Annotated in this window: 23 protein-coding genes; 15 read left to right on the top strand and 8 right to left on the bottom strand. The window is 71.0% G+C overall.

What is annotated here, in order from left to right:
- Window positions 1-3: 3 nt before the first annotated feature.
- The 8 genes from bchY (at window position 4) to pufC (ending at window position 7,013) form a co-directional block, all read left to right on the top strand.
- Window positions 4-1,605 (top strand): chlorophyllide a reductase subunit Y, encoded by a 1,602-nt coding sequence (gene bchY / locus OF380_RS00230; protein ID WP_264048781.1) that lies wholly within the window; start codon window positions 4-6, stop codon window positions 1,603-1,605.
- Window positions 1,605-3,071: a chlorophyllide a reductase subunit Z gene (bchZ, locus tag OF380_RS00225; RefSeq protein ID WP_264048780.1), complete on the top strand. Its 1,467-nt coding sequence runs from the start codon at window positions 1,605-1,607 to the stop codon at window positions 3,069-3,071. The genes bchY and bchZ overlap by 1 nt, the downstream gene beginning before the upstream one ends.
- A gap of 128 nt (window positions 3,072-3,199) precedes the next feature.
- Entirely contained in the window at window positions 3,200-3,433 is a 234-nt protein-coding gene (locus tag OF380_RS00220; RefSeq protein ID WP_264048778.1) for a hypothetical protein, read from the top strand.
- Window positions 3,434-3,586: 153 nt separating this feature from the next.
- A complete protein-coding gene (gene pufB / locus OF380_RS00215; RefSeq protein WP_055956020.1) occupies window positions 3,587-3,808 on the top strand; it encodes a light-harvesting antenna LH1, beta subunit in 222 nt (73 codons plus the stop codon).
- A gap of 13 nt (window positions 3,809-3,821) precedes the next feature.
- Window positions 3,822-4,010, top strand: coding sequence for a light-harvesting antenna LH1, alpha subunit (pufA, locus tag OF380_RS00210; protein ID WP_264048777.1), 189 nt, complete (start codon window positions 3,822-3,824; stop codon window positions 4,008-4,010).
- A gap of 90 nt (window positions 4,011-4,100) precedes the next feature.
- Window positions 4,101-4,925 (top strand): photosynthetic reaction center subunit L, encoded by an 825-nt coding sequence (gene pufL, locus OF380_RS00205; RefSeq protein ID WP_264048776.1) that lies wholly within the window; start codon window positions 4,101-4,103, stop codon window positions 4,923-4,925.
- A gap of 28 nt (window positions 4,926-4,953) precedes the next feature.
- A complete protein-coding gene (gene pufM, locus OF380_RS00200; protein ID WP_264048775.1) occupies window positions 4,954-5,946 on the top strand; it encodes a photosynthetic reaction center subunit M in 993 nt (330 codons plus the stop codon).
- Window positions 5,943-7,013, top strand: a complete 1,071-nt coding sequence (pufC, locus tag OF380_RS00195; protein WP_264048774.1) for a photosynthetic reaction center cytochrome PufC — start codon at window positions 5,943-5,945, stop codon at window positions 7,011-7,013. The genes pufM and pufC overlap by 4 nt, the downstream gene beginning before the upstream one ends.
- A gap of 64 nt (window positions 7,014-7,077) precedes the next feature.
- Here pufC and OF380_RS00190 read toward each other — a convergent pair whose 3' ends face one another.
- Window positions 7,078-7,437, bottom strand: a complete 360-nt coding sequence (locus tag OF380_RS00190; RefSeq protein WP_264048773.1) for a c-type cytochrome — start codon at window positions 7,435-7,437, stop codon at window positions 7,078-7,080.
- A 245-nt stretch (window positions 7,438-7,682) separates the two neighbouring features.
- Here OF380_RS00190 and OF380_RS00185 point away from each other — a divergent pair, with 245 nt between their 5' ends.
- Complete coding sequence (locus OF380_RS00185) at window positions 7,683-8,513, top strand: glycosyltransferase family 32 protein (protein ID WP_264048772.1); 831 nt, start codon at window positions 7,683-7,685, stop codon at window positions 8,511-8,513.
- A 20-nt stretch (window positions 8,514-8,533) separates the two neighbouring features.
- Complete coding sequence (locus OF380_RS00180) at window positions 8,534-9,535, top strand: glycosyltransferase family 4 protein (protein WP_264048771.1); 1,002 nt, start codon at window positions 8,534-8,536, stop codon at window positions 9,533-9,535.
- A gap of 291 nt (window positions 9,536-9,826) precedes the next feature.
- Here OF380_RS00180 and OF380_RS00175 read toward each other — a convergent pair whose 3' ends face one another.
- Window positions 9,827-12,994, bottom strand: a complete 3,168-nt coding sequence (locus OF380_RS00175; RefSeq protein WP_264048770.1) for an efflux RND transporter permease subunit — start codon at window positions 12,992-12,994, stop codon at window positions 9,827-9,829.
- A gap of 34 nt (window positions 12,995-13,028) precedes the next feature.
- Window positions 13,029-14,282: an efflux RND transporter periplasmic adaptor subunit gene (locus OF380_RS00170; protein WP_264048769.1), complete on the bottom strand. Its 1,254-nt coding sequence runs from the start codon at window positions 14,280-14,282 to the stop codon at window positions 13,029-13,031.
- A gap of 316 nt (window positions 14,283-14,598) precedes the next feature.
- Here OF380_RS00170 and OF380_RS00165 point away from each other — a divergent pair, with 316 nt between their 5' ends.
- Both OF380_RS00165 and OF380_RS00160 read left to right on the top strand, forming a co-directional pair.
- Window positions 14,599-14,805 (top strand): DUF2934 domain-containing protein, encoded by a 207-nt coding sequence (locus OF380_RS00165; RefSeq protein WP_264048768.1) that lies wholly within the window; start codon window positions 14,599-14,601, stop codon window positions 14,803-14,805.
- Window positions 14,806-14,940: 135 nt separating this feature from the next.
- Window positions 14,941-15,339: a hypothetical protein gene (locus tag OF380_RS00160; protein ID WP_264048767.1), complete on the top strand. Its 399-nt coding sequence runs from the start codon at window positions 14,941-14,943 to the stop codon at window positions 15,337-15,339.
- Between the two features lie 1,095 nt (window positions 15,340-16,434).
- On the opposite strand, the gene OF380_RS00155 is transcribed toward OF380_RS00160, so the two are convergent.
- Window positions 16,435-17,379: a hypothetical protein gene (locus tag OF380_RS00155; protein WP_264048766.1), complete on the bottom strand. Its 945-nt coding sequence runs from the start codon at window positions 17,377-17,379 to the stop codon at window positions 16,435-16,437.
- A gap of 263 nt (window positions 17,380-17,642) precedes the next feature.
- On the opposite strand from OF380_RS00155, the gene OF380_RS00150 reads away from it, so the two are divergent.
- The gene (locus OF380_RS00150) at window positions 17,643-17,930 is read left to right on the top strand and encodes a hypothetical protein (protein WP_264048765.1); all 288 of its coding nucleotides are present in this window, start codon (window positions 17,643-17,645) and stop codon (window positions 17,928-17,930) included.
- Window positions 17,931-17,952: 22 nt separating this feature from the next.
- On the opposite strand, the gene OF380_RS00145 is transcribed toward OF380_RS00150, so the two are convergent.
- The 4 genes from OF380_RS00145 to OF380_RS00130 form a co-directional block, all read right to left on the bottom strand.
- Window positions 17,953-18,663 (bottom strand): spermidine synthase, encoded by a 711-nt coding sequence (locus OF380_RS00145; protein WP_264048764.1) that lies wholly within the window; start codon window positions 18,661-18,663, stop codon window positions 17,953-17,955.
- 43 nt (window positions 18,664-18,706) lie between these two features.
- On the bottom strand, window positions 18,707-20,140 hold the full coding sequence (locus OF380_RS00140; RefSeq protein WP_264048763.1) for an MATE family efflux transporter: 1,434 nt from the start codon (window positions 20,138-20,140) through the stop codon (window positions 18,707-18,709).
- Window positions 20,133-22,070: a monovalent cation:proton antiporter-2 (CPA2) family protein gene (locus tag OF380_RS00135; protein WP_264048762.1), complete on the bottom strand. Its 1,938-nt coding sequence runs from the start codon at window positions 22,068-22,070 to the stop codon at window positions 20,133-20,135. The genes OF380_RS00140 and OF380_RS00135 overlap by 8 nt, the downstream gene beginning before the upstream one ends.
- Window positions 22,071-22,244: 174 nt before the next feature.
- Window positions 22,245-22,571 carry a DUF1127 domain-containing protein gene (locus OF380_RS00130; RefSeq protein ID WP_264048761.1) on the bottom strand — a complete coding sequence of 109 codons (327 nt, stop codon included), beginning with the start codon at window positions 22,569-22,571 and terminating at the stop codon, window positions 22,245-22,247.
- A 131-nt stretch (window positions 22,572-22,702) separates the two neighbouring features.
- Here OF380_RS00130 and OF380_RS00125 point away from each other — a divergent pair, with 131 nt between their 5' ends.
- Both OF380_RS00125 and ispH read left to right on the top strand, forming a co-directional pair.
- Window positions 22,703-24,124, top strand: a complete 1,422-nt coding sequence (locus OF380_RS00125) for an aminotransferase-like domain-containing protein (protein WP_264048760.1) — start codon at window positions 22,703-22,705, stop codon at window positions 24,122-24,124.
- 138 nt (window positions 24,125-24,262) lie between these two features.
- Window positions 24,263-25,279, top strand: a complete 1,017-nt coding sequence (ispH, locus tag OF380_RS00120; protein ID WP_264048759.1) for a 4-hydroxy-3-methylbut-2-enyl diphosphate reductase — start codon at window positions 24,263-24,265, stop codon at window positions 25,277-25,279.
- The last annotated feature ends 86 nt before the right edge of the window (window positions 25,280-25,365 follow it).

The following is a 25,365-nucleotide window of genomic DNA, read 5'->3' as shown; positions in this document are numbered from 1 at the left end:
ATCATGGCCGTCACCCTCGACATCGCGGATCTCCGCGCCCGCAAGGAGCGCCCGGCCTCGACCCTGGCGCCAGCGACCGTCGCGGTCCCGGCCGGGGCCGTGAACCTCGAAGCCGCGAAGGCGGACGGGCTCGGCTGCCATTCCGGCAAGGGGACGCCTGCTGGCAAGGCGGCGATGCGGGCGGCGGCCGAGGCCGCCGGCCTGTCCGACACGATGGCGCAACTGCGCACCGACTACCCGCAGGGGCCGCACGACCAGCCCCAGAGCATGTGCCCGGCCTTCGGCTCGCTCCGGGTCGGCCTGCGCATGCGCCGCACCGCCACGATCCTGTCGGGCTCGGCCTGCTGCGTCTACGGCCTGACCTTCACCTCGCACTTCTACGGGGCGAAGCGGAGCGTGGGCTACGTGCCCTTCAACTCCGAGACGCTGGTGACCGGCAAACTGTTCGAGGACATCCGCGAGGCGGTGTTCGCGGTCGCCAAGCCCGCCGATTACGACGCCGTGGTGGTCATCAACCTCTGCGTGCCCACCGCCTCCGGGGTGCCCTTGCGCCTGCTGCCGAAGGCGATCGACGGGGTCCGCATCATCGGCATCGACGTGCCGGGCTTCGGGGTGCCGACCCATGCCGAGGCCAAGGACGTGCTCGCCGGGGCGATGCTGAAATTCGCCCGCGCGGAGGCCGAGCAGGGCCCCGTCCAGGCCCCCCGGCTCGGACGCGCCGAGCGTCCCACCGTGGCGCTGCTGGGCGAGATGTTCCCGGCCGACCCCGTGGTGATCGGCGGCCTGCTGGAGCCGCTAGGCCTCGCCGCCGGCCCCGTGGTGCCGACCCGGGAATGGCGCGAACTCTATGCGGCCCTCGATTGCGCGGCGGTGGCGGCGATCCACCCGTTCTACACCGCCTCGATCCGTGAATTCGCCGCCGCCGGGCGCCCCATCGTGGGCTCCGCTCCCGTGGGCCATGACGGCACCGCCGACTGGCTCGACCGGATCGGCGCGGCCTGCGCCGTGCCGAAGGCCACGGTGGAGGCGGCCCAGAACCGGCTGCTGCCGATGATCCGGGGCGCGCTCGCCGCCAACCCGATCCGGGGGCGGATCACGCTCTCGGGCTACGAGGGGTCCGAGCTTCTGGTCGGGCGCCTGCTCGTGGAGAGCGGCGCGGACCTGGCCTACGTGGGCACCGCCTGCCCGCGCACCCCCTGGAGCGAGGCCGACCGGGACTGGCTGGAGGCGCGCGGCGTCAGCGTGCGCTTCCGCGCCTCGCTGGAGGACGACCTCGCCGCCCTGATGGATGCGCGCCCGGACCTCGCCATCGGCACCACGCCGGTGGTGCAGAAGGCCAAGGCGCTGGGGATCCCCGCCCTCTACTTCACCAACCTGATCTCGGCGCGTCCCCTGATGGGCGTCGCCGGCGCCGGCTCGCTGGCCAAGGTGATCAACGCGGCACTCGGCAACCGGGGTCGCTTCGACGCCATGCGGGACTTCTTCGACGGGGTCGGCGAGGGCCACACCGCCGGCATCTGGGAGGACGTTCCGAAGCTCCGCCAGAACGTCGCCGCCGTCACGCGGGGCAAGCCCGCTCATGATCCGATCGGGGAGATGGCCTGATGCTCGTCCTCGATCACGACCGGGCCGGCGGCTACTGGGGCGCCGTCTACGTCTTCACCGCCATCAAGGGGCTGCAGGTCGTCATCGACGGTCCCGTCGGCTGCGAGAACCTGCCCGTCACCTCGGTCCTGCACTACACCGACGCCCTGCCGCCGCATGAGCTGCCCATCGTGGTCACGGGGCTGGCGGAAGAGGAACTCGGCCGCCACGGCACCGAGGCCGCGATGAAGCGCGCGCACGCCACCCTCGACCCGGCCCAGCCGAGCGTGGTGGTGACGGGCTCCATTGCCGAGATGATCGGCGGCGGGGTGACGCCGGAGGGAACCAATCTCCAGCGCTTCCTGCCGCGCACCATCGACGAGGACCAGTGGCAGACCGCCGACCGGGCGATGTCCTGGCTCTGGCAGGAATACGGGGCGAAACGGTTCGCCAAGAAGGGCATCCCGGCGCGGCCCCCGCGCAAGGCCGGCGAGAAGCCGCGCGTCAACCTCATCGGCCCGGCCTACGGCACCTTCAACATGCCGTCCGACCTCGCCGAGATCCGTCGCCTCGTCGAGGGCATCGGCGCGGAGGTGAACCTCGCCTTCCCCCTCGGCGCGCACCTCGCCGACGTGCCGGCGCTCGTGAACGCGGACGCCAATGTCTGCCTCTACCGCGAGTTCGGCCGCCTGCTCTGCGAGGCCCTGGAGCGGCCCTACTTCCAGGCCCCCATCGGCCTCCACTCGACCACGAAGTTCCTGCGGGCGCTGGGCGTCGCGCTCGGCCTCGATCCGGAGCCGTTCATCGAACGGGAGAAGCACACCACGATCAAGCCGGTCTGGGACCTCTGGCGCTCGGTGACCCAGGATTTCTTCGGGACCGCGAGCTTCGGCATCGTCGCCTCCGAGACCTACGCCCGGGGCGTGCGGCACTTCCTCGAGGACGAGATGGGCCTGCCCTGCCATTTCGCGGTGGCGCGCAGGGCCGGCGCCAAGACCGACAACGCCGAGATCCGCGAGCTCATCGCCAAGAATCCGCCGCTGGTGCTGTTCGGCTCGTTCAACGAGCGCATGTACGCCGCCGAGGCGAATGCCCGCGCGGTCTTCGTGCCGGCCTCCTTTCCCGGCGCCATCATCCGCCGGCACACGGGCACGCCCTTCATGGGGTTCTCGGGCGCGACCTACCTCGTGCAGGAGGTCTGCAATGCGCTCTTCGACATGCTCTTCCACATCCTGCCGCTCGCGCGCGACATGGACCGCGTGGAGGCGACCCCCGCCCGGCTCCATCGCGAGCTGCCCTGGGACGAGGCCGCGCGGACCAGCCTCGACGCGCTGGTGGAGGCGCACCCGGTGCTGGTGCGCATCTCGGCGGCCAAGCGCCTGCGCGACGCCGCCGAGCGGCTGGCACGCGGGGAGGGCGCGGCCCGCGTCGCATCCGACCACGTCGCGCGCGCCCGCGCCGAGGCGAGCCTCGGGGCCGCCGCATGAGCGCGCATCGCCTCTCCCCCCTCTTTCTCGCATTCCCCTTCCGGCTGGAGCGGCGCGGCGCCGTCCGGCCGATGCCCCGCATCCCGAACCGGATGCGTCCCGCCGCGCAACGTCAGGAGTCCGACCCCATGCAACGTTCACTGAACCCGGTGTCGCGCCTGCATCAGGACGCGGTCCAGTTCCGGATCATCCTGGCCACGACCTACCCGTTCTTCCTCGCCGCCGCCCTCGCGCAGCGCGTGGCGCCAGGTCCGCGCGACGCGCGCCCCGGGCGGGACGGCCTGGCGCCGCGGCGGCGCTCCGTCTTCGCCGAGGCGCGGGCCATGGCCGTCTCGGCCATCCCCTTCGTCTTCATGGGATGAGGGCTGCCTCTCGGGGCGCGGCGGACGCCGCGCCCCCGACCGACCTCCCGTCATGCGGCGGGAAGGAGCGCCGAGGCCGCGCCGCGCGGCTCCGGCGACACGCGCCGTCCCCGGACCTCCGGGCGCGGCCAGTCACAGCGGAGGTTTGAACCGATGGCCAATGGCATTGTCGAGAAACCGAGCAGCCTGTCCGGGCTGACGGAACCGGAAGCCAAGGAGTTCCACGCGATCTTCTTGACGAGCTTCATCATCTTCACGGCGATCGCCGTGGTCGCCCACATCCTGGTGTGGCTGTGGCGCCCGTGGCTGCCCGGACCGAAGGGCTACGCCGCCCTCGAGACGGCGGCCCAGGGCGTCGTCTCCCTGCTCTCCTGAGGAGGATCCTCCCATGCACAAGGTCTGGCTCCTGTTCGACCCGCGCCGCACCCTGGTGGCGCTCTTCACTTTCCTGTTCATCCTGGCGCTGCTGATCCACTTCATCCTGCTCAGCACCGACCGCTTCAACTGGCTGGAAGGCCCGAGGGCGCCGCGCGCCGCCGCCACGCAGACGCTGGTTCTGCCGACGATGCCCGCCTGACGGGCGCGGCACGCACACACGGATGATCGGCGGGCGCCACGCCACCCGTCGATCATCGAGGCACCTGACGGCGGGCCGGGGGAGGTCGCGATGGCGATGCTGAGTTTCGAGCGCAAATACCGCATCCGGGGCGGCACGCTGATGGGCGGCGACCTGTTCGACTTCTGGGTCGGGCCCTTCTACGTCGGCTTCTTCGGTGTCACGACGCTGTTCTTCTCGGTGCTGGGCACCGCGCTGATCCTCTACGGCGCGGCGCTGGGACCGACCTGGAACGTCTGGCAGATCAACATCGCGCCCCCTGACCTCAAGTACGGGCTGGCGCTGGCGCCCCTGCGGGAGGGCGGCCTCTGGCAGATCATCACCTTCTGCGCGGTGGGCGCCTTCTCGTCCTGGGCCCTGCGCGAGGTCGAGATCTGCCGCAAGCTCGGCATCGGCTACCACGTGCCCTTCGCCTTCGCGGTGGCGATCCTGGCCTACGTCACCCTGGTGGTGGTGCGCCCGCTGCTGATGGGCGCCTGGGGCCACGGCTTCCCCTACGGCATCCTCTCCCATCTCGATTGGGTCTCGAACACCGGCTACCAGTACCTGCACTTCCACTACAACCCGGCGCACATGCTGGCGGTGACGTTCTTCTTCACCACGACGCTGGCGCTCTCGCTGCACGGCTCGCTGATCCTGTCGGCCACCAACCCGGGCAAGGGCCAGGTGGTGAAGACCCCGGAGCACGAGGACACCTTCTTCCGCGACACCATCGGCTACTCGATCGGCACGATCGGCATCCACCGGCTCGGCCTGTTCCTGGCGCTCTCGGCGGGGTTCTGGAGCGCGGTCTGCATCGTCATCAGCGGCCCGTTCTGGACCCGCGGCTGGCCCGAATGGTGGGGCTGGTGGCTCAACCTGCCCGTCTGGCGCTGACCTCGGAACCCGGGAGGCTCGTGACCCCATGGCCTACTACCAGAACATCTTCTCCGAAGTGCAGATCCGCCCGCGCGAGCCGGAGCACGGCATCCCCGTCGACGTCGACAAGCGCTGGGGCACGCCGTTCAACTCCTACCTGTTCGGCCTCATCGGCAACGCCCAGGTCGGCCCGATCTACATCGGCTATCTCGGCGCGCTCTCCTTCGCCTGCGGGCTGATCGCCTTCGAGATCATCGGCCTCAACATGTGGGCGAGCGTGAACTGGGATCCGGTCCAGTTCGTGCGCCAGCTGCCCTGGCTCGCCCTGGAACCGCCGCGCCCGCAATACGGCCTGCGGGTGCTGCCTCCCCTCGCCGAGGGCGGCTGGTGGCTGATCGCGGGGTTCTTCCTCACCGCCTCGATCCTGCTCTGGTGGCTGCGGCTGTTCCGCCGGGCCAAGGCGCTGGGCCTCGGCTACCACGTGCCCTGGGCCTTCGCCTCCGCGATCTGGCTGTTCCTGGTGCTCGGCTTCATCCGGCCGCTGCTGATGGGCTCCTGGAGCGAGGCGGTGCCCTTCGGCATCTTCCCGCACCTCGACTGGACCGCCGCCTTCTCGCTGCGCTACGGCAACCTCTTCTACAACCCGTTCCACATGCTCTCGATCGTCTTCCTGTACGGGTCGACGCTGCTCTTCGCGATGCATGGCGGCACCATCCTGGCGGTGAGCCGCTTCGGCGGCGAGCGCGAGATCGACCAGATCGTCGATCGCGGCACCGCCACCGAGCGCGCCGCCCTGTTCTGGCGCTGGACCATGGGCTTCAACGCCACCATGGAATCAGTCCACCGCTGGGCCTGGTGGTTCGCGGTGCTGACCACGCTCACCGGCGGCATCGGCATCCTGCTCACCGGCACGGTGGTGGACAACTGGTACCTCTGGGCGGTCAAGCACGGCGTCGCCCCGGCCTACCCGGCGGTCTTCCCGCCGGTGGTCGATCCCCTGTCCGCTGCGCCCGCCGCCATCCCGGGGGGGACGCCATGAAGACCTTCCTCGCGGTGCTGTCCGGCGCCCTCGCGTTCTTCCTCACGGTGGCGATGATCGGTCTCACGGATTGGGACCGGCCGCCCCTCACCACCCCGCAGAACGGCTTTCGCGGCACCGCGATGGCCCAGGTCCACACCCGCGACCGCGTCGCCGCGGCGCGGGAGGCCAACGCGGCCCCGGCGCCCGCCGACCCGGCCGAGCCCGGCGAGGAGCTGGCCGGCACCACCTACGAGAACGTGCAGATCCTCAAGAACGTCAGCGTGAACGAGTTCAACCGGCTGATGGTCTCGATGACCGAGTGGGTCAGCCCGGAGCAGGGCTGCACCTACTGCCACAACACCGAGAACATGGCCGACGACAGCCTCTACCAGAAGAAGGTCGCCCGCCGGATGCTGCAGATGACCCAGCATCTCAACGGCACCTGGAAGGACAACCACACCGGCGGCGCGGGCGTGACCTGCTACACCTGCCATCGCGGCCAGCCGGTGCCGGCCAACATCTGGTTCACCGATCCGGGCCCGACCCGGCCCGGCGGCTTCATCGCCCGCAACAACGGCCAGAACCTCGCCAAGAGCTCGGTCGGGCTCGCCTCGCTGCCCTACGACACCCTGACCGAGTACCTCGCCGACAAGACCATCGACAACAACGCGATCCGGGTGAACGCCACCACGGCGCTGCCCACCACCCGGGGCAAGCCGATCCAGGACGCGGAGAAGACCTACGGCCTGATGATCCACATGTCGGAGGGCCTCGGCGTCAACTGCACCTACTGCCACAACACCCGGGCGATCTCCGACTGGTCGCAGAGCACACCGCAGCGGACCACCGCCTGGCACGGCATCCGCATGGTGCGGGACATCAACGGCAACTACCTCGAACCCCTGACCTCCACCTTCCCGCCGAACCGGCTCGGCGCCCTCGGGGACGTGCCCAAGGTGAACTGCACCACCTGCCACAACGGCCAGAGCAAGCCCCTCAACGGCGCCCACGTGGTCGAGGCCTATCCCGAGCTGACCAGGGCCACCGAGACGGTGGAGGCGACGCCCGTCCCGGCGCCGCCATGAGCGGCGGAGCCGCGGGGAATGCGCCGCCGGGCCCGGGGGTCCGGCGGCGCGCCGCCCGAAGGCGCTACTTCTTCGTGGCGAGGTAGGCGATGACGTCGTCGATCTTCTTGTCGTCGGGGTAGCCGGCGAAGATCATCTTGGTGCCGGGCACCTTCGCCTTCGGGTTCTTCAGCCATTCGTGCAGGCTGGCCTCGTCCCAGGTGAGCCCCGAGCCCTTCAGGGCGGCCGAGTAGGTGTAGCCCTCCTCGGACGCGGCCTTGCGTCCGACGACCCCGGTGAGGTTCGGGCCGACGCCGTTCTTGCCGAAGGCGTGGCAGGCCTTGCAGGGGGCGAAGGCCTTCTCGCCCGCCGCCGCGTCGCCCTCGGCCTGGGCGGAGAGGGGAACCAGCACGGCGACGAGGGCCGCGAACAGGGTATGGCGCATGGGGTTTCCTCTTTCGTTGATCGGTCTTCGAGCCGATACCTAAGGCTCGCTCACCCGACGCCATCCGGGCTACGCCATCATCACGGAAATTTGATTAACTTGGGCGGGATTAAAACGCTCGTCCCGGACCGGGTTCACCCCGGGCGGCGGGATCGCGTGCGGAACCGGTTTTCGCGGGTGGCCACTCCGAGGCCCGCGCGATAGAGCAGCCCTCGCACCGCGATCCCACGGCCCGGCCACACCGCATGACGCCCCCTCTGCCCGCTTCCGTCCCCCCGCTGCGGCCCATCGTGACCTACTGGGAGGGACGGGTGAGCTGGCTGGAGCGGCTCAGCGCCGCCTCCATCGTCGCCGCCGGCCACGACCTCCAGGTCTTCACCCACGACGTTGCCGGGCTGCGCGGGCAGGGCCTGCCCGGGACCGTGACGGACGTGCGCGCGGTGCTCGGCCCCAACCCCATGGCCGACCTGTATCGCGACCGGAAATCCTACGCGTTCTATACGGACTACGTGCGTCTCGGCCTGCTCCGGCAGGCCCGGGGTATCTGGTCGGACCTCGACTTCGTCTTCCGCGAGCCCCTGCGGACGGCGGCGGACGGGAGCGACCACGTGTTCGGCTGGCTCAACCCCGACCGGATCAACAACGCCATCCTGTCCGTTCCGGCGGATTCGGCGCTGCTGTCGCGCTACTGGGACGCGATCACCGCCGTGCCGATCCGGGTTCCCTGGGCGACCGGGCACATCCGGGTGAAGCGCGAGCTCGAGATCCTGGTGGGCCGGCGCTTCCCGCGCCATCCGGAGCGCCTGGCGATCGGCCCGCGGGCGCTCACCCACTTCGTGCGCGCGCTCGGCCTCGACCACCATGCGCGGGCCAAGCCCGTCTTCTACCCCCTCGACGATACGGATGCCCCGCAGCTCGCCGCGCCGGACGACCGGCGCGCGGTCGCCGCGATCACGCCCGAGACGGTCGCGGTCCATGCCTGGCGCGGCAAGCTCTGGTCGGTGGGCCTCCACGCGCCGCCGCCGCCCACCTCCTGGCTCGGACAGCGCTGCCGCGCGTTCGGGATCGCGGCCTGACGGATCGAAGGGGAGGGCGGATGCGCCGGATCACGTTCATCTGCGCCACGCGCGTGGCCTTCGGCATCGACACGCCCGCCGCCATCGGGCTCGGCGGCATCGAGAGCACCAACATCGCCCTGGCGCGGGCGCTCGCCCGGCGCGGCTGCGCGGTGGTGCTGGCGACCCGCCGCACCGGCACGGTGGAGCGGGACGGAATCCTCAACATTCCCCTCGCCGAGGCCGCCCGGCACGGGGCCGACGCGGTGATCTCCAGCAACGACTCCCGGCCGCTCCTCGGCTTTCCCGGGGCACGGCGCATCGTCTGGGTGCACAACCCGATCAACCTCGAGAAGGCCCTGCGCAAGGGCTACTTCCTGCCGCTCCTGCGGATGCGCCCGGAGGCGGTCTTCGTCGGAACGCTGGCCGCCGCGACGCTCTCGCGGGTCTTCGTCTATCGCCGCCGCCGGGTGATCCCGCACGGGGTGGCGCCCGCCTTCCGCGAGCCCGAGCCGAGCCGGGGGCGGGGCCGGGACTTCGTCTACGCCTCCCAGCCCCAGCGCGGCCTCGAACGGGTGCTCGCCCTCTGGCGGACCGCGCCCGCGGTGATCGCCTCCGGCGCGCGCCTCCACGTCTTCGGCTCGGACCATCCGGTTTCGCCCGACGGGACCGGCCCGGTGGTCTTCCATCCCCGGGTCGGAGCCGAGGCCCTGGCGGCGTTCTACGCGGGCGCCCGCGCCATGGTCTGCCCGGGCTCGGTGGACGAGACCTTCTGCCTCGCCGCCGCCGAGGCCCAGGCCATGGGCCTGCCGGTCCTCACCGCCGGGATCGGCGCCCTCGCCGAACGGGTGCAGCACGGGGTGAACGGCCTCATCGCCCCCACCGACCGGGATCTCGCCGAAGCGATCGCCGGGGTCGCCGTCAACGACGACCTCTGGGCGCAACTGAGCGCCGGCGCCCTGCTGCAGCGCGAGGCCCTGACCTGGGAGCGCGCCGCGATCCTCTGGCAGGCCCTTCTCGAGGGGGATGCGGACGGCCCCTGAGGCCGTCCGGGCCGCTCCGACGGCTTCCGGTCGAGGGGTTCGCAGGGTCGAGACGACGGACGCAGGTCCCTCCAAAGGTCTCGCGACACGAGCTTTTTGGGACGAACGGAGTCGTGAGGCATATCCGGAGTCGGTCGTGGAGCACGACCGCGCTCCCTCTCCTTCGGGAGAGGGGACCCGCGGGTCCTCCGATTGATGCGGAGCCGATCCCTACCCTGGAGAGACGGGCCGACGACGATCGGGTTCGGTCGGGCAGCACCGCGAAGCGATCAACCGATCCGGCATCAGGCCTCAGACCGGCACGTGGACCGGCCGGGGCGTCGCGACGGCGACGTCCGGCTCCGTGACCGTGCCGGGCCGGCGTCGGGACAGGGTCACGATCAGCACCGGCAGGATGAGGAGGATGAGGAGCGGCGCCAGGCTCATGCCGCCGACCACCACCAGCGCCAGGGGCTTCTGGACCTGGGAGCCGACGCCGTTGGAGAAGGCCGCCGGCAGCAGGCCGACGCCCGCCACCACGCAGGTCATCACCACCGGGCGCATCTGCGTGAGGCAGGTCCGCATCATCGCGCGCAGGCGCTCCTCGCCCTCGGCGATCAGGCCGTTGTAGTGCGAGAGCACGATGATCCCGTCCATCACCGCGATGCCGAGGAGCGCGATGAAGCCGATCGCGGCGGAGACGCTGAAGGGCGTGTCGGTGAGCACCAGGGCCAGCACGCCGCCCGCCGCCGCCATGGGGATGACGCTGAGCGCCAGCAGCGTGTCGATGACCGATCCGAAGTTCACGAACAGCAGGATCGCAATGAGGCCGATGGCGATGGGCACCGTCACCGAGAGGCGGGCCAGCGCCCCCTGCATGTTGTTGAACTCGCCCACCAGTTCGAGCCGGTAGCCGCGCGGCAGCGCGACCTCGGCATCGACGCGCTGGCGCGCCTCCACGATCGCGCTGCCGAGGTCGCGGTCGCGCACGCTGAACTTCACCGGCAGGTAGCGCTCCTGGCCTTCGCGGTAGATGTAGGCGGGGCCCGAGACCAGGGCGACCTGGGCGACCTCGCCGAGGGGCACCTGCATCAGCGTGCCGTTGGGCCCTTGGCCCGAGATGCGCAGGTTGCGGATCGAGGCGACGCTCTGGCGGAACTGCTCGGCCAGCCGGATGACGATGGGGTAGTGGCGGTCGGAGCCGCTGTCGTAGAGGTCGCCGGCGCTGTCGCCGCCGATGGCGGTCCGGACCGTGGCGTTGATGTCGCCGGGGGTCAGGCCGTAGCGCGCGGCGCGGGTGCGGTCGACGTCGATCTGCACGGTGGGCTGGCCGAGCGAGGTGAACACGCCGAGGTCGGTGACGCCGGGCACCTTGCGCAGGGTCGACTCCACGCGGTTGGCGACCTCGGTGAGGGTTTCGAGATCCGGGCCGAACACCTTGAAGGAGTTCTCGCCCTTGATGCCCGAGACCGCCTCGGCGACGTTGTCCTGCAGGTACTGCGAGACGTTGAACTCGATGCCGGGGAACTCGACGCGCAATTTGTCGAGGAGGTCGCCGAGCATCCGCTCCTTGGTCACGCCGGGGCGCCACTTCTCGGGGGCCTTGAGGGGGGCGAAGAACTCGCCGTTGAAGAAGCCGGCCGCATCGGTGCCGTCGTCGGGGCGGCCGTGCTGCGAGACCACGCTCTCCACCTCCGGCACCGCCGCGATGATGCGCCGGATGCGGTTGACGTAGAGGCTGCCCTCCTCGAGCGAGATCGTCGCCGGCATCGTCGCGCGCAGCCAGAGGTTGCCCTCCTCGAGCTTGGGCAGGAACTCGAGCCCGAGCTGGCGCCCCGCCAGGCCGACGCCCAGCGTGAGGATCGCCGCGAGGCCGAGGGTGAGGAGGCGATTGCCGAGGGCGGCCCGGATCGCCGGGCGGTAGAGCCGGTCGAGGGTGCGCACCAGGAGGGTCTCGACCTCCTTCACGTGGTCCGGCAGCAGGTAGGCGGAGAGCACCGGCGTCACCGTGAAGGTGGCGATGAGGCCGCCGAGCAGGGCGTAGGCGTAGGTCTGCGCCATCGGCCCGAAGATGTGGCCCTCGACGCCCGTGAGGGTGAAGAGCGGCAGGAAGCCCGTCACGATGATGATCGCCGCGAACACGATGGAGCGGCTGACGTCGCCCGAGGCCTCGGTGATGCGCGCGAGCTTGCCCGCGAGCCCGGGCCGCGCGACCTCGCCCGGCGCCGCGCCGTGGCCGGACAGGCGCCGGAAGATCGCCTCGACCATGATGACGGTGCCGTCGACGATCAGCCCGAAATCGAGGGCGCCGACGGAGAGGAGATTGGCGGATTCCCCCCGCACCACGAGGATGATGACCGCGAAGAACAGCGCGAAGGGAATCGTCGCCACCACGATGAGGGCGCTGCGCAGGTTGCCGAGGAACAGCCACTGCACCACGAGGATCAGCACGATGCCCACCAGCATGTTGTGCAGCACCGTGTGCGTGGTCACCGCGATGAGGTCGGCCCGGTCGTAGATCCGCTCGATCCTCACGCCCGGCGGCAGCAGGCCCATGGCCTCGATGCGGCTCACCTCCGCCTGGACCGCCTCGATGGTCGGCGTGCTCTCCTCGCCGCGCCGCATCAGCACGATGCCCTGCACGATGTCGTCGTCGTCGTTCATGCCCGCGATGCCGAGGCGGGGCTGGTGCCCGATGGTCACGGTGGCCACGTCGCGGACCAGCACGGGCGCGCCGCCCGACTGGGTCAGCACCGTCTCGCCGATGTCGTCGGTGGAGCGGATCAGGCCGACGCCGCGCACCACGGCGGACTGGGTGCCGAGATTGATCCGGTTGCCGCCGACGTTGAGGTTGCTGTCGTTCAGGGTCTTCACGACGCCCGACAGGGTGAGGCCGTAAGCGGTGAGCCGGTCGAGGTCGACGGAGATGTCGAAGGTCTTGGTCTTGCCGCCCCAGCCGATGACGTCGATGACGCCCGGCACCGCGCGGAAGCGCCGGCGCAGCACCCAGTCCTGGAGGGATTTCAGATCGAGGACGCTGTAGCCGGCCGGCGCCGTCAGCTTGTAGCGGAAGATCTCGCCGATGGGGCTCACGGGCGAGATGGTGGGCTTGGCGCCGTTGGGCAGGGCGTCGAGCTGGGCCAGCCGGTTGAGCACCTGCTGCTCGGCCTCGCGGTAGCTGAACTCGAACCCGAACTGCAGCTTCACGTCCGAGAGGCCGTAGAGGGAGACGGAGCGGACCTGCTTCAGGTTGGGCAGCCCCGAGGTGATGACCTCGATGGGCACGGTGACGTAGCGCTCGATCTCCTCGCCCGAGAGCCCGTTCGCCTGCGTGATCACGTCGATCATCGGCGGCGTCGGGTCGGGATAGGCCTCGATGTTGAGGGTGCGGAACGCCACCAGCCCGCAGGTGAGCAGGAGCACGAAGGCGAGCACCACCAGCGCACGCTGGCGCAGGGCGAGATCGACGAGGCCGTTCATGTTGGGTCTTTCCCGGCGGCTCTGCGCGGACGGATCAGCTGCGCGTCAGCATGCGGTCGATGAAGAGGGAGCCCCGCGAGATCACGCGCTCGCCGGCCTTCAGCCCGTCGAGGATCTCGATGTTGCCGCCGTCGATGATGCCGGTCTTCACCCGGCGGCTCTCCACCGCGTTGTCGGCCCCCAGCACCCAGACGCTCGCCTTGGCGCCCTCGAGGATGACGGCGGCCCGGGGGACCGATTGCGACAGGCTCTCGCGCTCGTTGATGATGCGCACGCTGGCGTACATCTCGGGCTTGAGCAGGGTCTGGGGATTGTCGATGTCGGCCCGCACGGTGATGCGCCGGGTGGCCGGGTCGACGGAGGCGCCGATGTAGTTGATGCGCCCCTCGAAGACCTTGTCGGGGAAGGCGAGGACGCGGAACTCGAGGCGGTCCCCGAGATCCACCCGCGCGGCGTCCGGCTCGCGCAGCTGCGCGATCAGCCAGACCTTGGTAAGGTCGCCGATGATGTAGGAGGGGTCGCCGCCGCCGCTGCCGACATACTGGCCGGGGCCGATCTTGCGCTGGATGATGGTGCCGCTCAGCGGCGCGTTGATCGCCGTCTCCGGGTTGATCGAGCCCTTCTGGAGGTTGGCGACCTCGTCGTCGCGGAGCCCCAGGATGCGCAGGCGGTTGCGCACCGCCTCCAGGCCCACTTCCGCCGTGCGGGCGTCGTTGGTCGTCGAGGTCAGGTCGTTCTGGGCGTTCTGGAGTTCGCGCAGGGTGGTCACGCGCGATTCGTAGAGGTCGCGCAGGCGCTTCTCGGCGGTCTGGGACAGGTTGAGCTGCGAGCGGGTCTTGTTGAGGACGTTGAGGGCGGCGAGGTAGTCGTTCTGCGCCTGGACCATCTCGTTGGCCTGCAGGGAGAACAGGCGGTCGCCCTTCTTCACCTGCTCGCCCGAGCGCGCGAAGATCGTGACCACGCGGCCCGGATAGGGCGAGAAGACCGGGGTGGCCTGGTACTCGTCGACGCCGATCTTCCCCTCGGTGCGGATCTCCTCGAAGAACAGGCGCTGCTCCACCGGAACGACGGTGATCGCCGCGAGCTGGTCCGGCGTGAGGATGAAGGGCGTGCCGGGGGCCGGGGCGGCGGGTCCCGCCGCGTTGGTCGGCACCGCCGCCCCCGCGAAGGTGCCCGGCAGCCATACCGCGCCGGCGGCCACCGCCAGCCCGACGGCCGACAGGATGGCGATCTGCGTGCGCTTCCGGAGGCCGGAGGGCGGAACGAGCGGAGATTCGGCTTCGCGCATACGGGCGGTCTCGCGAGCGATCGCAGCCGTCGGACGCGCCGGCCCGGACGCGGCGCGACGCCGCGAACCGGACCGATGCCGCGCGGCATGCAGGCTCCGTGGGAGAATGACGGTTTCACATACGTTCAGTTCCTGACGCATTGATGAAGCTTGTCGTCGAAAGCAAGGCGCGGCGTACACATTTGCGTATGCTGCACCGCGTGCGCCGGCCGATCCCTTTGCTCTGTGTGAAGGAGCCCGTCCGGGCCGCGTGCGAGAGCGCGGGTCAGCCGCCGCCGGAGGCACGCTCCGGATCGTTCCACAGGGGTTTTGGTCCATGTCACACGCTGAAGGGATCCCCTTCGAGGCGATCCGCGAACGGGCCTACGACCTGTGGGAGCGCCACCACCGTCCGGAGGGATTCAGCATCGAGCTGTGGCTGATGGCCGAGCGGGAGCTGCGGGCCGAGCGGGAGGCGAAGGGTCCCCCGGCCGACGGCGCGGCCGCTCCCGCGCCATCCGACCAGGGCACGCCGGCAACCTAGAGGAACGCGAATCGGCGCCTTGCGGACCTGAGATCGCGGCGCCGGGACCCGGCCCGGGAACCGGCACCACTTTAATATTCGGTGAGGCCGCGCGGCCCCTTGTTTTCCGACGCGACCCCACGTTACCCCGATGGAATGAAGCTGCGCCGCATCCTCCGTCAGATCCAGTCGAAGCATCTGCTTCCGCAGCCGAGGACGCAGCTGCCCGGCTTCGACGCGACCTATTATCTCTACTGGTATCGCGACGTCGCGCGTTATGGCGCCGGCCCCCTGGAACATTACCTGACGATCGGCTGGAAAGAGGGCCGCGACCCGAGCGCCGGATTCAGCACGGACGGCTATCTCACGGCGAATCCCGACGTGAAGGCGAGCGACGTCAATCCCCTGATCCATTTCCTGGAGTACGGCCTGGCCGAGGGCCGCGAGGGCTTCGGGAAAGATCCCGGCCTGGCGCCGCCGAAGCCCCGCATGCTGCCGCCCGACGGATCGCAGAAGCTGCTCGCCCCACCGAAGGACGAGACGGCCTCCGCTTGATCGCGCGAGACCGCTCTCCCCCTCCTGGAAAGCAGGGCCCCGGGGCGCTGAACCATCGAACCCGGGTTGTCGTCCTCCCTCGTTCGCCCGGAAGCCTCGCGCGGCTCCACCTCTCGGGGAACCCGCGAGTCCCCCACTCCATCCGGGCAGGGCGATCGCAGATGGCCACCGGTGTCATTCCGGGGGGGCCGGAGGCGAGCCCGGACCCGAAGGGGCGCGCCGGCGGCGTGCACTTTAGAGCCGCCAGAGCAGGATCTCGCCGAACCTGCGTTTCTGGCGCTCGGGTTCTGCTGCGCAGCTCCGGGATGACACAGCGTGGCGGGGCTCTCGATTCCCGGACGCCCTATGCGGTCGCCTTGCCGTGAGGACAAGGCCGTTGTGGTTCGAACGCCGGATCTCGCCAGCCTTCATGTCCGCGTTCGGGGCAGAGAAACCGATCCCCCCAGCACAAACCCAAGTCCGTCCAGCACCGCTCTCCTCCCCCTTGCGGGGAGGAGCCGGAGGTGGGGGTGCCGGCGCCTCGCTTCGGACGTTGAGGCACTCCTGGCGATCCGGCTCGCGGGACCTCAGGAGCGGCGTGCCGGCACCCCCACCCTGACCCTCCCCGCAAGGGGGAGGGGAGGCCGTTGCGGTTCGAACACCGGATCTCGCCGGCCGTCGCATCCGCGCCCGGGCAGAAGAGGCCGCTTGCACGAGCGTCAACCTGCATCGGCCCGGCACCGCTCTCCTCCCCCTTGCGGGGAGGAGCCGGAGGTGGGGGTGCCGGCGCCTTACTTCGGACGTCGAGGTACTCCTGGCGATCCGGTTCGCGGGAACTCAGGATCGGCGTGCCGGCACCCCCACCCTGACCCTCCCCGCAAGGGGGAGGGGAGGTCGTCGTGATTCGAACGCCGCATAGCGCCAGCCTTCACATCCGCGCCAGGGCAGAAGAAGCCGATCGCACGAGCGTCAACCTGCATCGGCCCAGCACCGCTCTCCTCCCCCCCTGCGGGGAGGAGCCGGAGGTGGGGGTGCCGGCGCATCGTTTCGCAGGCTGACACTCGGAGCCGGTATGAGCCCCGGTCTCACGGACCCGGGCCGGTGCCGGACCAGGCCCTAGAATTCCATCCCGAGCTTGACCCGGATGTTGTGCCGCTCGAACTGGTTCAGTCCGAGGGCGCGCCCGGCCAGGGAGGGGTCGGCGTCGCGGCCCCAGATCTGGCCCGCATAGGCGACCGTCAGCCAGGTCTTCTCGGTGAAGCGGTGGTGCAGGGCGGGCCCCAGGGTGAGCGCCTGGCCCTCGAACCGGTTCAGGAACGTTCCACCGTAGCCGCGCTGGTAACGCAGTTCCGGACCGAGATAGGTCCGCTCGCCGATCCGCGCCACGACGGCGCTCGACCCGAGGAGGGTGGAGGAGCGGTAGCCGGGCCCCGGCCCGCGCTGGCGGCCCGCCGCCGGCTCGAAGCTGATGTTGCCGCCGTACCAGAGGGTGTCCGGCACCAGCTGGACGTCGAACTGCAGCACGCTCTCCATGTCGAAGATGTCGGCGCCGTTGCCCTCGATGGGCAGGACGCGGCCGTAGCGCGGGCGCAGTTCGAGGGCGAGCCCCAGGGGCTGCTCCTTCGAGCTCTTGAGGAACTGGTACTTCATCTCCACCGAGACACCGTCGAAGGTGCCGTAGGACTTGTCGTCGAGGTCGAGGACGTTGCGGGCCCGGCGCAGGTTGCCGAAGGCGCCGAACTCGATGCTCAGGCCGTCGACGGGATCGATCTGGTAGCCGAGCTTGGTGTCGAGCACCCGGTAGCGCGACCCGCCGGGCCCGGCCGCGCGCTTGCCGAGCCGCGAGATCGTATCCACCACGACCTCCTGCTCGCCCTTCTTGCCGGCATCCGCTCCCTCGCTGAAGCCGAACAGGTGTTCCGTATCCACGTCCTCGGCCTTTTCCTCGGCCTTCGCCGCCGGGGCGGACACGGCCAGCAGCAGGCCGAGGACCGCCCCGAACCGTCGAGATGCACCAGGTCCGGCGCGTTTCGAAGATATCAGCAGGTGTCCCGAAGACATGACCAAGCGTCCCCTCGTGGCCGGCCGCTCGGGGGCCGGCTTATCATTTGGTCATTCCTTAGGCCGGCGCGCGCCGGCCTGCCTGCGGCGGACGGGACACAGGCTGCGGAAATGCTGAGTTTTTCCGGATTAAAGGGACGGCCTTTGCTCGAACCGGTGCAAGCCCGGCGCGGAACGGATCCGGCCCTGCGAAGGCGGTGCGCCCGGCGGGAACGGGGCGGGGCGATGGCGGTTCTCTCCTCGCATCAGCCGGGAGACCATCAATGCGGATCATAGCGACAGCGTCGGCCCTCGCGCTCCTCACCTTCGGCAGCGTCGGGGCGGCGGAGGCCAAGGGCTGCATCAAGGGCGCGATCATCGGCGGCATCGCCGGACATTACCTGGCCGAGCGCGGCGTCGTCGGCGCGGTGGCGGGCTGCCTCGGCGGACGCTACCTGGCCAATCGTCAGGCGCGGCGCCAGCGCGAGGTCGATTACGGCGCGCGGGTCCGTCCCCGCGACGCCGGCTACGGCCAGGGTCAGGCCTACCCGCGCCGCAACTACAGCTACTGAGCGACCGCGACCGGGGCCCGGATCACATGCCGATCCCGGCCTCCGGGCGGATTCCGAACCAGAGAACGTGGCGCGGGCCATCCGCGCCACCGTTGGCCCGCACGCGGACCTCGTCCACCGCGAAGCCATGCAGGCGCAGGCGCGCCTTGAAGCGTCGATCCGGTTTGCCGGACCAGATGCCGAGGATGCCGCCGCGCGTGAGCGCGTAATGCGCGCGGCGCAGGCCCCAGCGGTCGTAGAGCCGGTCGTTCTCCCGCCGCGTCATCCCCGAGGGGCCGTTGTCCACGTCGAGGAGGATCGCGTCGAAGCGCTCGGGCCCCGACTGGATCAGCCGGTTCACGTCCCCCACCACGATCTCCACGCGGGGATCGTCCAGGCTGTCGCCGAACAGGTGGGCCAGCGGCCCCCGCGCCCAGGCGACGACGGCGGGGACGAGTTCGGCCACCACCACCCGCGCCTCGGGGCCGAGGGCCGCCAGCGCCGCCCGAAGAGTGAAGCCCATCCCGAGGCCGCCGATGAGGATGCGCGCCCGAGGGCGGTCCCGCAGCCGGGCGCAGGCGATGGAGGCGAGCGCCTGCTCGGAGCGGCGGTCGAGGTTGGTCATGAGCTCGTTGCTCCCGACCTGGATCGAGTAGGCGTCCCCCTGGCGCAGGAGATGGAGCGTCGCGCCGGTCTCCGGAATCGGGCTGCTGTCGAGATGGACCCAGGGGCCGGGTGGGGTCGGGGGAATCAACGGGAGGCTCCGCGCGGCGATCGGATGGAGAGGGGGGCGGCGCTCAGACCAGGGCGCCGGATTGCGCGGGCGCGGCCGCCCGGGCGGCGTCGGGGCCGGCATTCGGGGCCTCGGCATCCGCGACCGCGGCGGCCGAGGGTGCGGCCCGCCGCTCCAGGGTGGCGACGGTGCGGAAGGCCAGCACGATGCCCGCGAGCCCGAACAGCACGGCGCCGATGCCCACCCCCACGATGACGCCCTTCGGGCCGTAGTAATGCGCGCCGATGAGGACGGGCGGCACCGTCCCCACGGTGGCACGGCCCCAGTTCAGGACGGTGGAGTAGAACGGGAAGCCGAGGTTGTTGAACGACGCGTTGGCCAGGAACAGCAACCCGGTGAAGAACCAGACCGCGCCGCTGACGCGGCAGAAGAACCCGAACAGCTCGGCCGCGACCCCCTCCAGGGCGAAGAGCCGGGTCAGGGGCTCGGCGCCGAACACGAGCGCGAGCCAGACCACGACGACGTAGGCGGCGGTGACGAGGGTGCCGTCGCGCAGGACGCCGCGCATCCGGTCGAAGCGCCCCGCGCCCCAGTTCTGACCCAGGATCGGACCGATCGAGCCCGACATCGCGAAGAGGCCGCCGAAGGCCACGGGGGTGAGCCGGTCGATCACCACGTTGCCGGCCACCGCCACGGCGCCGAACTTCGCCAGCGCATGGGCGATGAAGGCGCTGGCCACGGAGGGCGCGAGGTTGGTGAGCACGGCCGGCAGGGCGATGCGCATCATCACCGGCGCGTCGGCGACCACGTCGGCGAGGCTCGGCCGCGCCAGCATCCGGTGCTGGCGCACGCCCCAGAGGCCGACGAGGGCGAAGGTGGCCCGCGCCACGCAGGTGGTGATCGCGGCCCCGTCCACCCCGAGGCCGGCGCCGAAGATCAGCAGGGGGTCGAGGCCGGCGGTGACGATGGCGCCGCCGAGGGTGACGTACATGGCCTGTCGGGCGGCCCCGACCGCGCGCAGCAGTCCGGAGAACATCATCCCCGGCCCCATCAGCAGGTTCGACGGCAGGGTGATCCAGAGGAAGCGGAGCGCCACCGGCAGGGTCTCGGCATCGGCCCCGATCCAGCCGAGGAAGGCCGGCAGGAAGGGCAGCATCGCCAGCACCAGGGCCGCCGAGACGACGAGGCCGTGGATGGTGCCGGAGGTGGCGAGCCGGCGCGCGCCCGCAGGGTCGCCGGCGCCGATCGCCCGCGAGACCAGGGCGCCGGCCGCGATCATGAGGCCGATATTGATGGCGATGGCGAAGAACTGGACGATGGTGGCGAACCCCACCGCCGCCGTCAGCATGGGATCGCCGAGCTTCGAGACGTAGAGCAGCGACAGGAAGTCGACGACGAAGATCGCCATCAGCCCCACCGAGCCGGTGGCGCTCATCGCCACCACGTGGCGCAGGATCGAGCCCTCGACGAAGCGGGCGCCGCCGGTGTCCTCAGGCATCGGAACGCGCGTCCTGGTGCGGGGCGGCTTGGGGGGCGGCTTGCGGGGCGGGCTGCGGCGCCTGGGCCTCCAGGGTGCGGGCGGCGGCCTCCCGCGTCTTTGAACCGATGATGCCGCGGGTCTCGGCGTTCAGGGCGCGCGAGGGGCGCTGCGGCTCGGTGAGCGGCTCCGGCTTGATCTCGGAGACGCCGCGCGCCCAGAAGGTGGCGTCCGGCAGGGCGCCGGCCTGCTGGAGCACGAGGCGCGCCACGTCGCGCTTGCGCACGTCCTCGGCGATGGCGGCGGCGGCCTCGGCATCGAGGCCGAGGCCCTCCAGGGTGGCGCGCCCGAAGGCGAGGGCGGATTCGACGGTCTCGCGCAGCTGGAAATCCACGTCCCGGTTCATGAGTTCGACGGCGTGCATGCGGTCATAGGCCCGGACATAGGTGTGCACGCTCGCGAATTCCTCGTGCACGATGTCGACGATCTTCAGGGCCGCCTCGCCGTCGTCGACGCAGATGCAGAGCAGCTCGACCCGGCCGATGCCGGCGGCGCGCAGGACGTCGAGGCGGGTGCCGTCGCCGTAATAGACGCGGAAGCCGAAGCGGGAGGCGCTGCGGATCTGCTCGACATCCTTGTCGATCACCGTGACGCTGATCCCCTCGGCGAGCAGCACCTGGGTCAGGATCTGTCCGAAGCGGCCGAACCCCACCACCAGGACGCGGGCCTCCGTGCTCTCGATGGCGTCCGCCACGGGCTCGGGCGCCGCCGAACGGCGGGCGAGCAGGCTGTCGAGGGCCTTGGCCGCCACGGGTCCGACCAGCATGGTCAGGGCGGCCAGCGCCACGGCAAAGCGCGTGCTCGCGGAATCCACCAGCCCGAGTTCGCTGCCCGCCGGGAGCAGCACGAAGGCGAACTCGCCGGCCGGGGCCAGGATCGCGCCGCCCCGGACCGCGTCGAGCCAGGGCGAGCCGAACAGGCGGAACAGGCCGGCGACCAGCGCGACCTTGAGCAGGATCGCCCCCGCCGTGGCCCCGAGCAGGGTCGGCCACTCGGCCTTGAGCAGGCCGCCGTCGATGGACATGCCGACGCTCATGAAGAAAAGGCCGAGCAGCATGCCGCGGAACGGCTCGATGTCGGCCTCGAGCTGGTGGCGGAAGTTCGATTCGGCGAGCAGGACGCCGGCCAGGAACGCGCCCATGGCCATGGACAGGCCGACATGCTCCATCAGCATGGCGGTGCCGAGCACCACCAGGAGGGCGGCGGCGGTCATCACCTCGCGGGCGCCGCTCGCCGCCAGCAGGCCGAAGAACGGGTTGAGGCCGTAGCGGCCCACCAGCACCACGGCGAGGATCGCGGCGCCCACCGTACCGGTGGAGACCAGGGCCGAGACGAGCCAGCCGTCGCCCCCGGCCCCGCCCGAGGAGGCGAAGAGCGGCATCAGGGCCAGGATGGCCACCACCGAGATGTCTTGGAACAGCAGGACCGCGAAGCTCCGCCCGCCATAGGGCGTGCCCATGTCGCCCCGCTCCTCCAGCAACTGCAGGGCGACGGCGGTGGCCGACAGCGCCAGGGCGATGCCGATGACGAGGCTGGCCGAGGGGCTGGCGCCCATGAGGATGCCGAGTCCCGCCAGCGCCGCCGAGCAGGTCAGAAGCTGCAGGGTGCCGAGGCCGAAGATGTCGCGCCGCATCGAGACCAGGCGGGAGATCTGGAGTTCGAGTCCGACGATGAAGAGCAGCAGCACGACGCCGATCTCGGCGACGCTCGCCGCCGTCTCGGGCTCCGCGATCAGCGAGAAGCCGAACGGACCGATCACCACGCCCGCCACGAGGTAGCCGAGCACGGCGCTCTGGCCGATGAGCCGGAAGATCGGCACGCCGATCACCGCCGCCGACAGGAAGGTCAGCACCGGCGGCAGGAAGCTGACGTGGGTCGCGGCGCTCGCCATGACACTCCGAGGTTGGACGACGATCCGGGGCCGATCGGTTCTCAGGCGGATGGGCCTGCCGATGCCGATCGAACGCGATCCAGGCGTGCCGGACGCGCCGTCTTAGCGGGTGGGCGGCCGCCCGTCACGCCCGCGCGACGCCGACGACGCCGCGCGGGCGGCCGCCGGTGCGAATCAGCACCTCGCGCCGAACGACGCGGGCCGCCGACCGGCCGGGACCGGATGCCGGGCCCGGCGCCGCTCCTCGCGGCGGCCGACCAGGAAGTTCGCGGCGTCGCCCTCCAGAAGCAGGGTCTGCGAATCGAGCACGTCCTGGCGCACGAGGCCGATATCCTTGAGGTCGCGGTCGGACATCCGGGACAGCTGCCCCACGACACGGCGGTTGATCGCGGCCCGCGAGACGCCCGCGACGGCGGCGGCCATCCAACGGGTCAGGCGGGCCCGGGCGCGGTCGAGCCGGGTCGTGGGTCGGGTATGCGTGTGCGCGGTGATGCCGTCCATGGTCGTCGTCCTCTGCCGACGCGCCGTTCGTCCCGGGCGCCGAGGGAACGGGGATGCCCGGCGGCGACTGGCGGGGACAGGGACAGTGCAGTACGGTTCGACCAAATTGTCCGGGACGAGGAGCAGGACAGATGAAGGCCGCACCCGCATCCGCCCCGACCCTGGTCACGACCGTGGCGGCCTCGATCGCCGAGCGGATCGCGGCGCGCCAGCTCCTGCCCGGCGCGCGGCTGCCCTCGGTGCGCGCGCTCGCCGAGAGCATGGGGGTGTCGAAATCCACCGTGGTCGAGGCTTATGACCGCCTCGGCGCGGAGGGCGCCATCGTGGCGCGCCGGGGCTCCGGCTTCTACGTGGCCGGCAAGACGCGCCCGCTCTGCCTGAAGACGGTGGGGCCGCAGCTCGACCGGGCGGTGGACCCGCTCTGGATCACCCGGCAGTCGATGCAGGCGGGCCCGGACCTCGTGATGCCGGGCTCGGGCTGGCTGCCGGCCGCCTGGATGCCCGAGGACGCGATCCGGCGCGGCCTGCGGCAGCTGGCGCGGGGCGGGGAGGCGAACCTCGTCGCGCACGACCAGCCCCTCGGCTTTCCCCCGCTGCGCGCGCAGATCGCCCGGCGCCTGTCCGAGAAGGGCGTGGAGGCGGAGGCCGACGCGGTGGTGCTGGTGGATTCCGCGACCCAGGCCGTGGACCTGCTCTGCCGCTTCCTGCTCGAACCCGGCGACACCGTGCTGGTGGATGACCCCTGCTACTTCAACTACCACGCCCTGCTGCGGGCGCACCGGGCCCGGATCGTCGGCGTGCCGCTCACCCCCTGCGGGCCGGATCTCGCCATCCTCGCCGCGCAGCTCGCCGAGCACCGTCCGCGCTTCTACCTCACCAACTCGGCACTGCAGAACCCCACCGGCTCGACCCTGGCGGCGACGACCGCGCACCGCATCCTCCGCCTCGCCGAGGCGCACGACACCCTGATCGTCGAGGACGACATCTTCGGGGATTTCGAGGTCGCGCCCTCGCCGCGCCTGGCCGGCTTCGACGGGTTGGAGCGGGTGATCCAGGTCGGCAGCTTCTCCAAGACCCTCTCGGCGGCCCTGCGCTGCGGGTTCATCGCCCTGCGCGCCGATTGGGTCGAGTCGCTGGTGGACCTGAAGCTCGCCACGAGCCTCGGCAACAGCCACCTGTCGGCGAGCCTGATGCACGGCCTCCTGACGGACGGGACCTATCGCCGCCACCTCGGCGAGGTCCGCGACAAGCTCGCCCGCGCCATGGCCCCGGCCCTGCGCCGGCTGGAGGCTTGCGGGCTGACGGCTTGGCTCGAACCGGCGGGCGGGTTCTTCCTGTGGATGCGCCTGCCCGACGGAATCGATTCGGCCGAGGTGGCGCGGCACGCCCTGGCGCGGGGACTGGTCCTCGCCCCCGGAGGCGCCTTCAGCCCGTCCTCCCTCGGCAACGCCTTCCTGCGCTTCAACGTGGCCCAGTGCACCGACCCGCGCATGATCCCGCTCCTGGAGGCGGCCCTGGCAGAATGCGCGGCCGGGGCCAGGATGCGGGCCTGACGCACGCCGAAATCGGCGGATGACCGGGTCCCACACGCCACGCGGGTCCGGTTTCACACGGGGCCGGGTGCCAGGGCGGTGGTTTTGCGGTATGGATGGTTGACAGGGGCGGCCTTGCCTCGCCACATCCCGGCTATCATGAGCGACGCGAATCCGACGACCTCCCCCGTCTCCGCCGATGCGGCCACGCCGCAGCTGGAGAAGCCGCCCCTGGAGATCCTGCTCTGTGCGCCGCGCGGCTTCTGCGCCGGCGTCGTGCGGGCCATCGACGTGGTGGAGCGGGCGCTCGCCATCTACGGACCCCCGGTCTACGTCCGCCACGAGATCGTCCACAACAAGTACGTGGTCGAGAGCCTGAAGCGGAAGGGCGCCGTCTTCGTGCGCGAGCTCGACGAGGTGCCGGACGGCTCCGCCCCGGTGATCTTCTCCGCGCACGGCGTCGCCAAGACGGTGCCGGCCAACGCCGACAGCCGCGGCCTCGTCACCATCGATGCCACCTGCCCGCTGGTGACCAAGGTTCACCGCGAGGCGGAGATCCACCACAAGCGCGGCCGCCACGTGCTGCTCGTGGGCCATTCCGGCCACCCCGAGGTCGTCGGCACCATGGGCCAGTTGCCCAAGGGCTCGATCACCCTGGTGGAGGACCTGGAGCAGATCGCCGCCCTGGAGCCCGAGAGCCGCGACAACCTCGCCTGGGTGACGCAGACGACGCTGTCCGTGGACGACACCCGCCACATCGTGGCGGCGCTCAAGGAGAAGTTCCCGACCATCACCGGTCCCCACAAGGACGACATCTGCTACGCCACGACCAACCGCCAGGAAGCGGTGAAGCAGGTCGCGCCGCTGGTGGACGCCGTCATCGTGGTCGGATCCTCGAACTCCTCGAACTCGCAGCGCCTGCGCGAGGTCGCCGAGCGCGTCGGCTGCCCGATCACCCGCCTCGTGCTGCGCGCCGAGGAGATCGACTGGCCGGCCTTCGAGGGCATCCGCAAGCTCGGCCTCACCGCCGGCGCTTCCGCACCCGAGGTCCTGGTGGAGGAGATCATCGACGCCTTCGCCACGCGCTACACCGTGACCGTGGACACGGTCTCCACGGTGGTCGAGGACATGTCCTTCCCGCTGCCGCGCGAATTGCGCAGCGAAGCCGCCGAGTAGACCTGAAGTCAGGCTCGGGTTTCTCGCCCGCCGGCCCCGTTCGACCGCAAGGGCGCCGTTCCGGCGCCCTTGTGCTGTTCGCCCTC

The organism is Methylobacterium sp. FF17, assembly GCF_025813715.1.
GTDB lineage: Bacteria > Pseudomonadota > Alphaproteobacteria > Rhizobiales > Beijerinckiaceae > Methylobacterium > Methylobacterium flocculans.
This window is presented reverse-complemented; position numbering and strand designations above follow the sequence as displayed.

Excerpts from the sequence above, each read along its gene's own strand:
- bchY (WP_264048781.1), top strand. The coding sequence starts at position 4 with ATGGCCGTCACCCTCGACATCGCGGATCTCCGCGCCCGCAAGGAGCGC.
- bchZ (WP_264048780.1), top strand. The coding sequence starts at position 1,605 with ATGCTCGTCCTCGATCACGACCGGGCCGGCGGCTACTGGGGCGCCGTC.
- OF380_RS00220 (WP_264048778.1), top strand. The coding sequence starts at position 3,200 with ATGCAACGTTCACTGAACCCGGTGTCGCGCCTGCATCAGGACGCGGTC.
- pufB (WP_055956020.1), top strand. The coding sequence starts at position 3,587 with ATGGCCAATGGCATTGTCGAGAAACCGAGCAGCCTGTCCGGGCTGACG.
- pufA (WP_264048777.1), top strand. The coding sequence starts at position 3,822 with ATGCACAAGGTCTGGCTCCTGTTCGACCCGCGCCGCACCCTGGTGGCG.
- pufL (WP_264048776.1), top strand. The coding sequence starts at position 4,101 with ATGGCGATGCTGAGTTTCGAGCGCAAATACCGCATCCGGGGCGGCACG.
- pufM (WP_264048775.1), top strand. The coding sequence starts at position 4,954 with ATGGCCTACTACCAGAACATCTTCTCCGAAGTGCAGATCCGCCCGCGC.
- pufC (WP_264048774.1), top strand. The coding sequence starts at position 5,943 with ATGAAGACCTTCCTCGCGGTGCTGTCCGGCGCCCTCGCGTTCTTCCTC.
- OF380_RS00190 (WP_264048773.1), bottom strand. The coding sequence starts at position 7,437 with ATGCGCCATACCCTGTTCGCGGCCCTCGTCGCCGTGCTGGTTCCCCTC.
- OF380_RS00185 (WP_264048772.1), top strand. The coding sequence starts at position 7,683 with ATGACGCCCCCTCTGCCCGCTTCCGTCCCCCCGCTGCGGCCCATCGTG.
- OF380_RS00180 (WP_264048771.1), top strand. The coding sequence starts at position 8,534 with ATGCGCCGGATCACGTTCATCTGCGCCACGCGCGTGGCCTTCGGCATC.
- OF380_RS00175 (WP_264048770.1), bottom strand. The coding sequence starts at position 12,994 with ATGAACGGCCTCGTCGATCTCGCCCTGCGCCAGCGTGCGCTGGTGGTG.
- OF380_RS00170 (WP_264048769.1), bottom strand. The coding sequence starts at position 14,282 with ATGCGCGAAGCCGAATCTCCGCTCGTTCCGCCCTCCGGCCTCCGGAAG.
- OF380_RS00165 (WP_264048768.1), top strand. The coding sequence starts at position 14,599 with ATGTCACACGCTGAAGGGATCCCCTTCGAGGCGATCCGCGAACGGGCC.
- OF380_RS00160 (WP_264048767.1), top strand. The coding sequence starts at position 14,941 with ATGAAGCTGCGCCGCATCCTCCGTCAGATCCAGTCGAAGCATCTGCTT.
- OF380_RS00155 (WP_264048766.1), bottom strand. The coding sequence starts at position 17,379 with ATGTCTTCGGGACACCTGCTGATATCTTCGAAACGCGCCGGACCTGGT.
- OF380_RS00150 (WP_264048765.1), top strand. The coding sequence starts at position 17,643 with ATGCGGATCATAGCGACAGCGTCGGCCCTCGCGCTCCTCACCTTCGGC.
- OF380_RS00140 (WP_264048763.1), bottom strand. The coding sequence starts at position 20,140 with ATGCCTGAGGACACCGGCGGCGCCCGCTTCGTCGAGGGCTCGATCCTG.
- OF380_RS00135 (WP_264048762.1), bottom strand. The coding sequence starts at position 22,070 with ATGGCGAGCGCCGCGACCCACGTCAGCTTCCTGCCGCCGGTGCTGACC.
- OF380_RS00130 (WP_264048761.1), bottom strand. The coding sequence starts at position 22,571 with ATGGACGGCATCACCGCGCACACGCATACCCGACCCACGACCCGGCTC.
- OF380_RS00125 (WP_264048760.1), top strand. The coding sequence starts at position 22,703 with ATGAAGGCCGCACCCGCATCCGCCCCGACCCTGGTCACGACCGTGGCG.
- ispH (WP_264048759.1), top strand. The coding sequence starts at position 24,263 with ATGAGCGACGCGAATCCGACGACCTCCCCCGTCTCCGCCGATGCGGCC.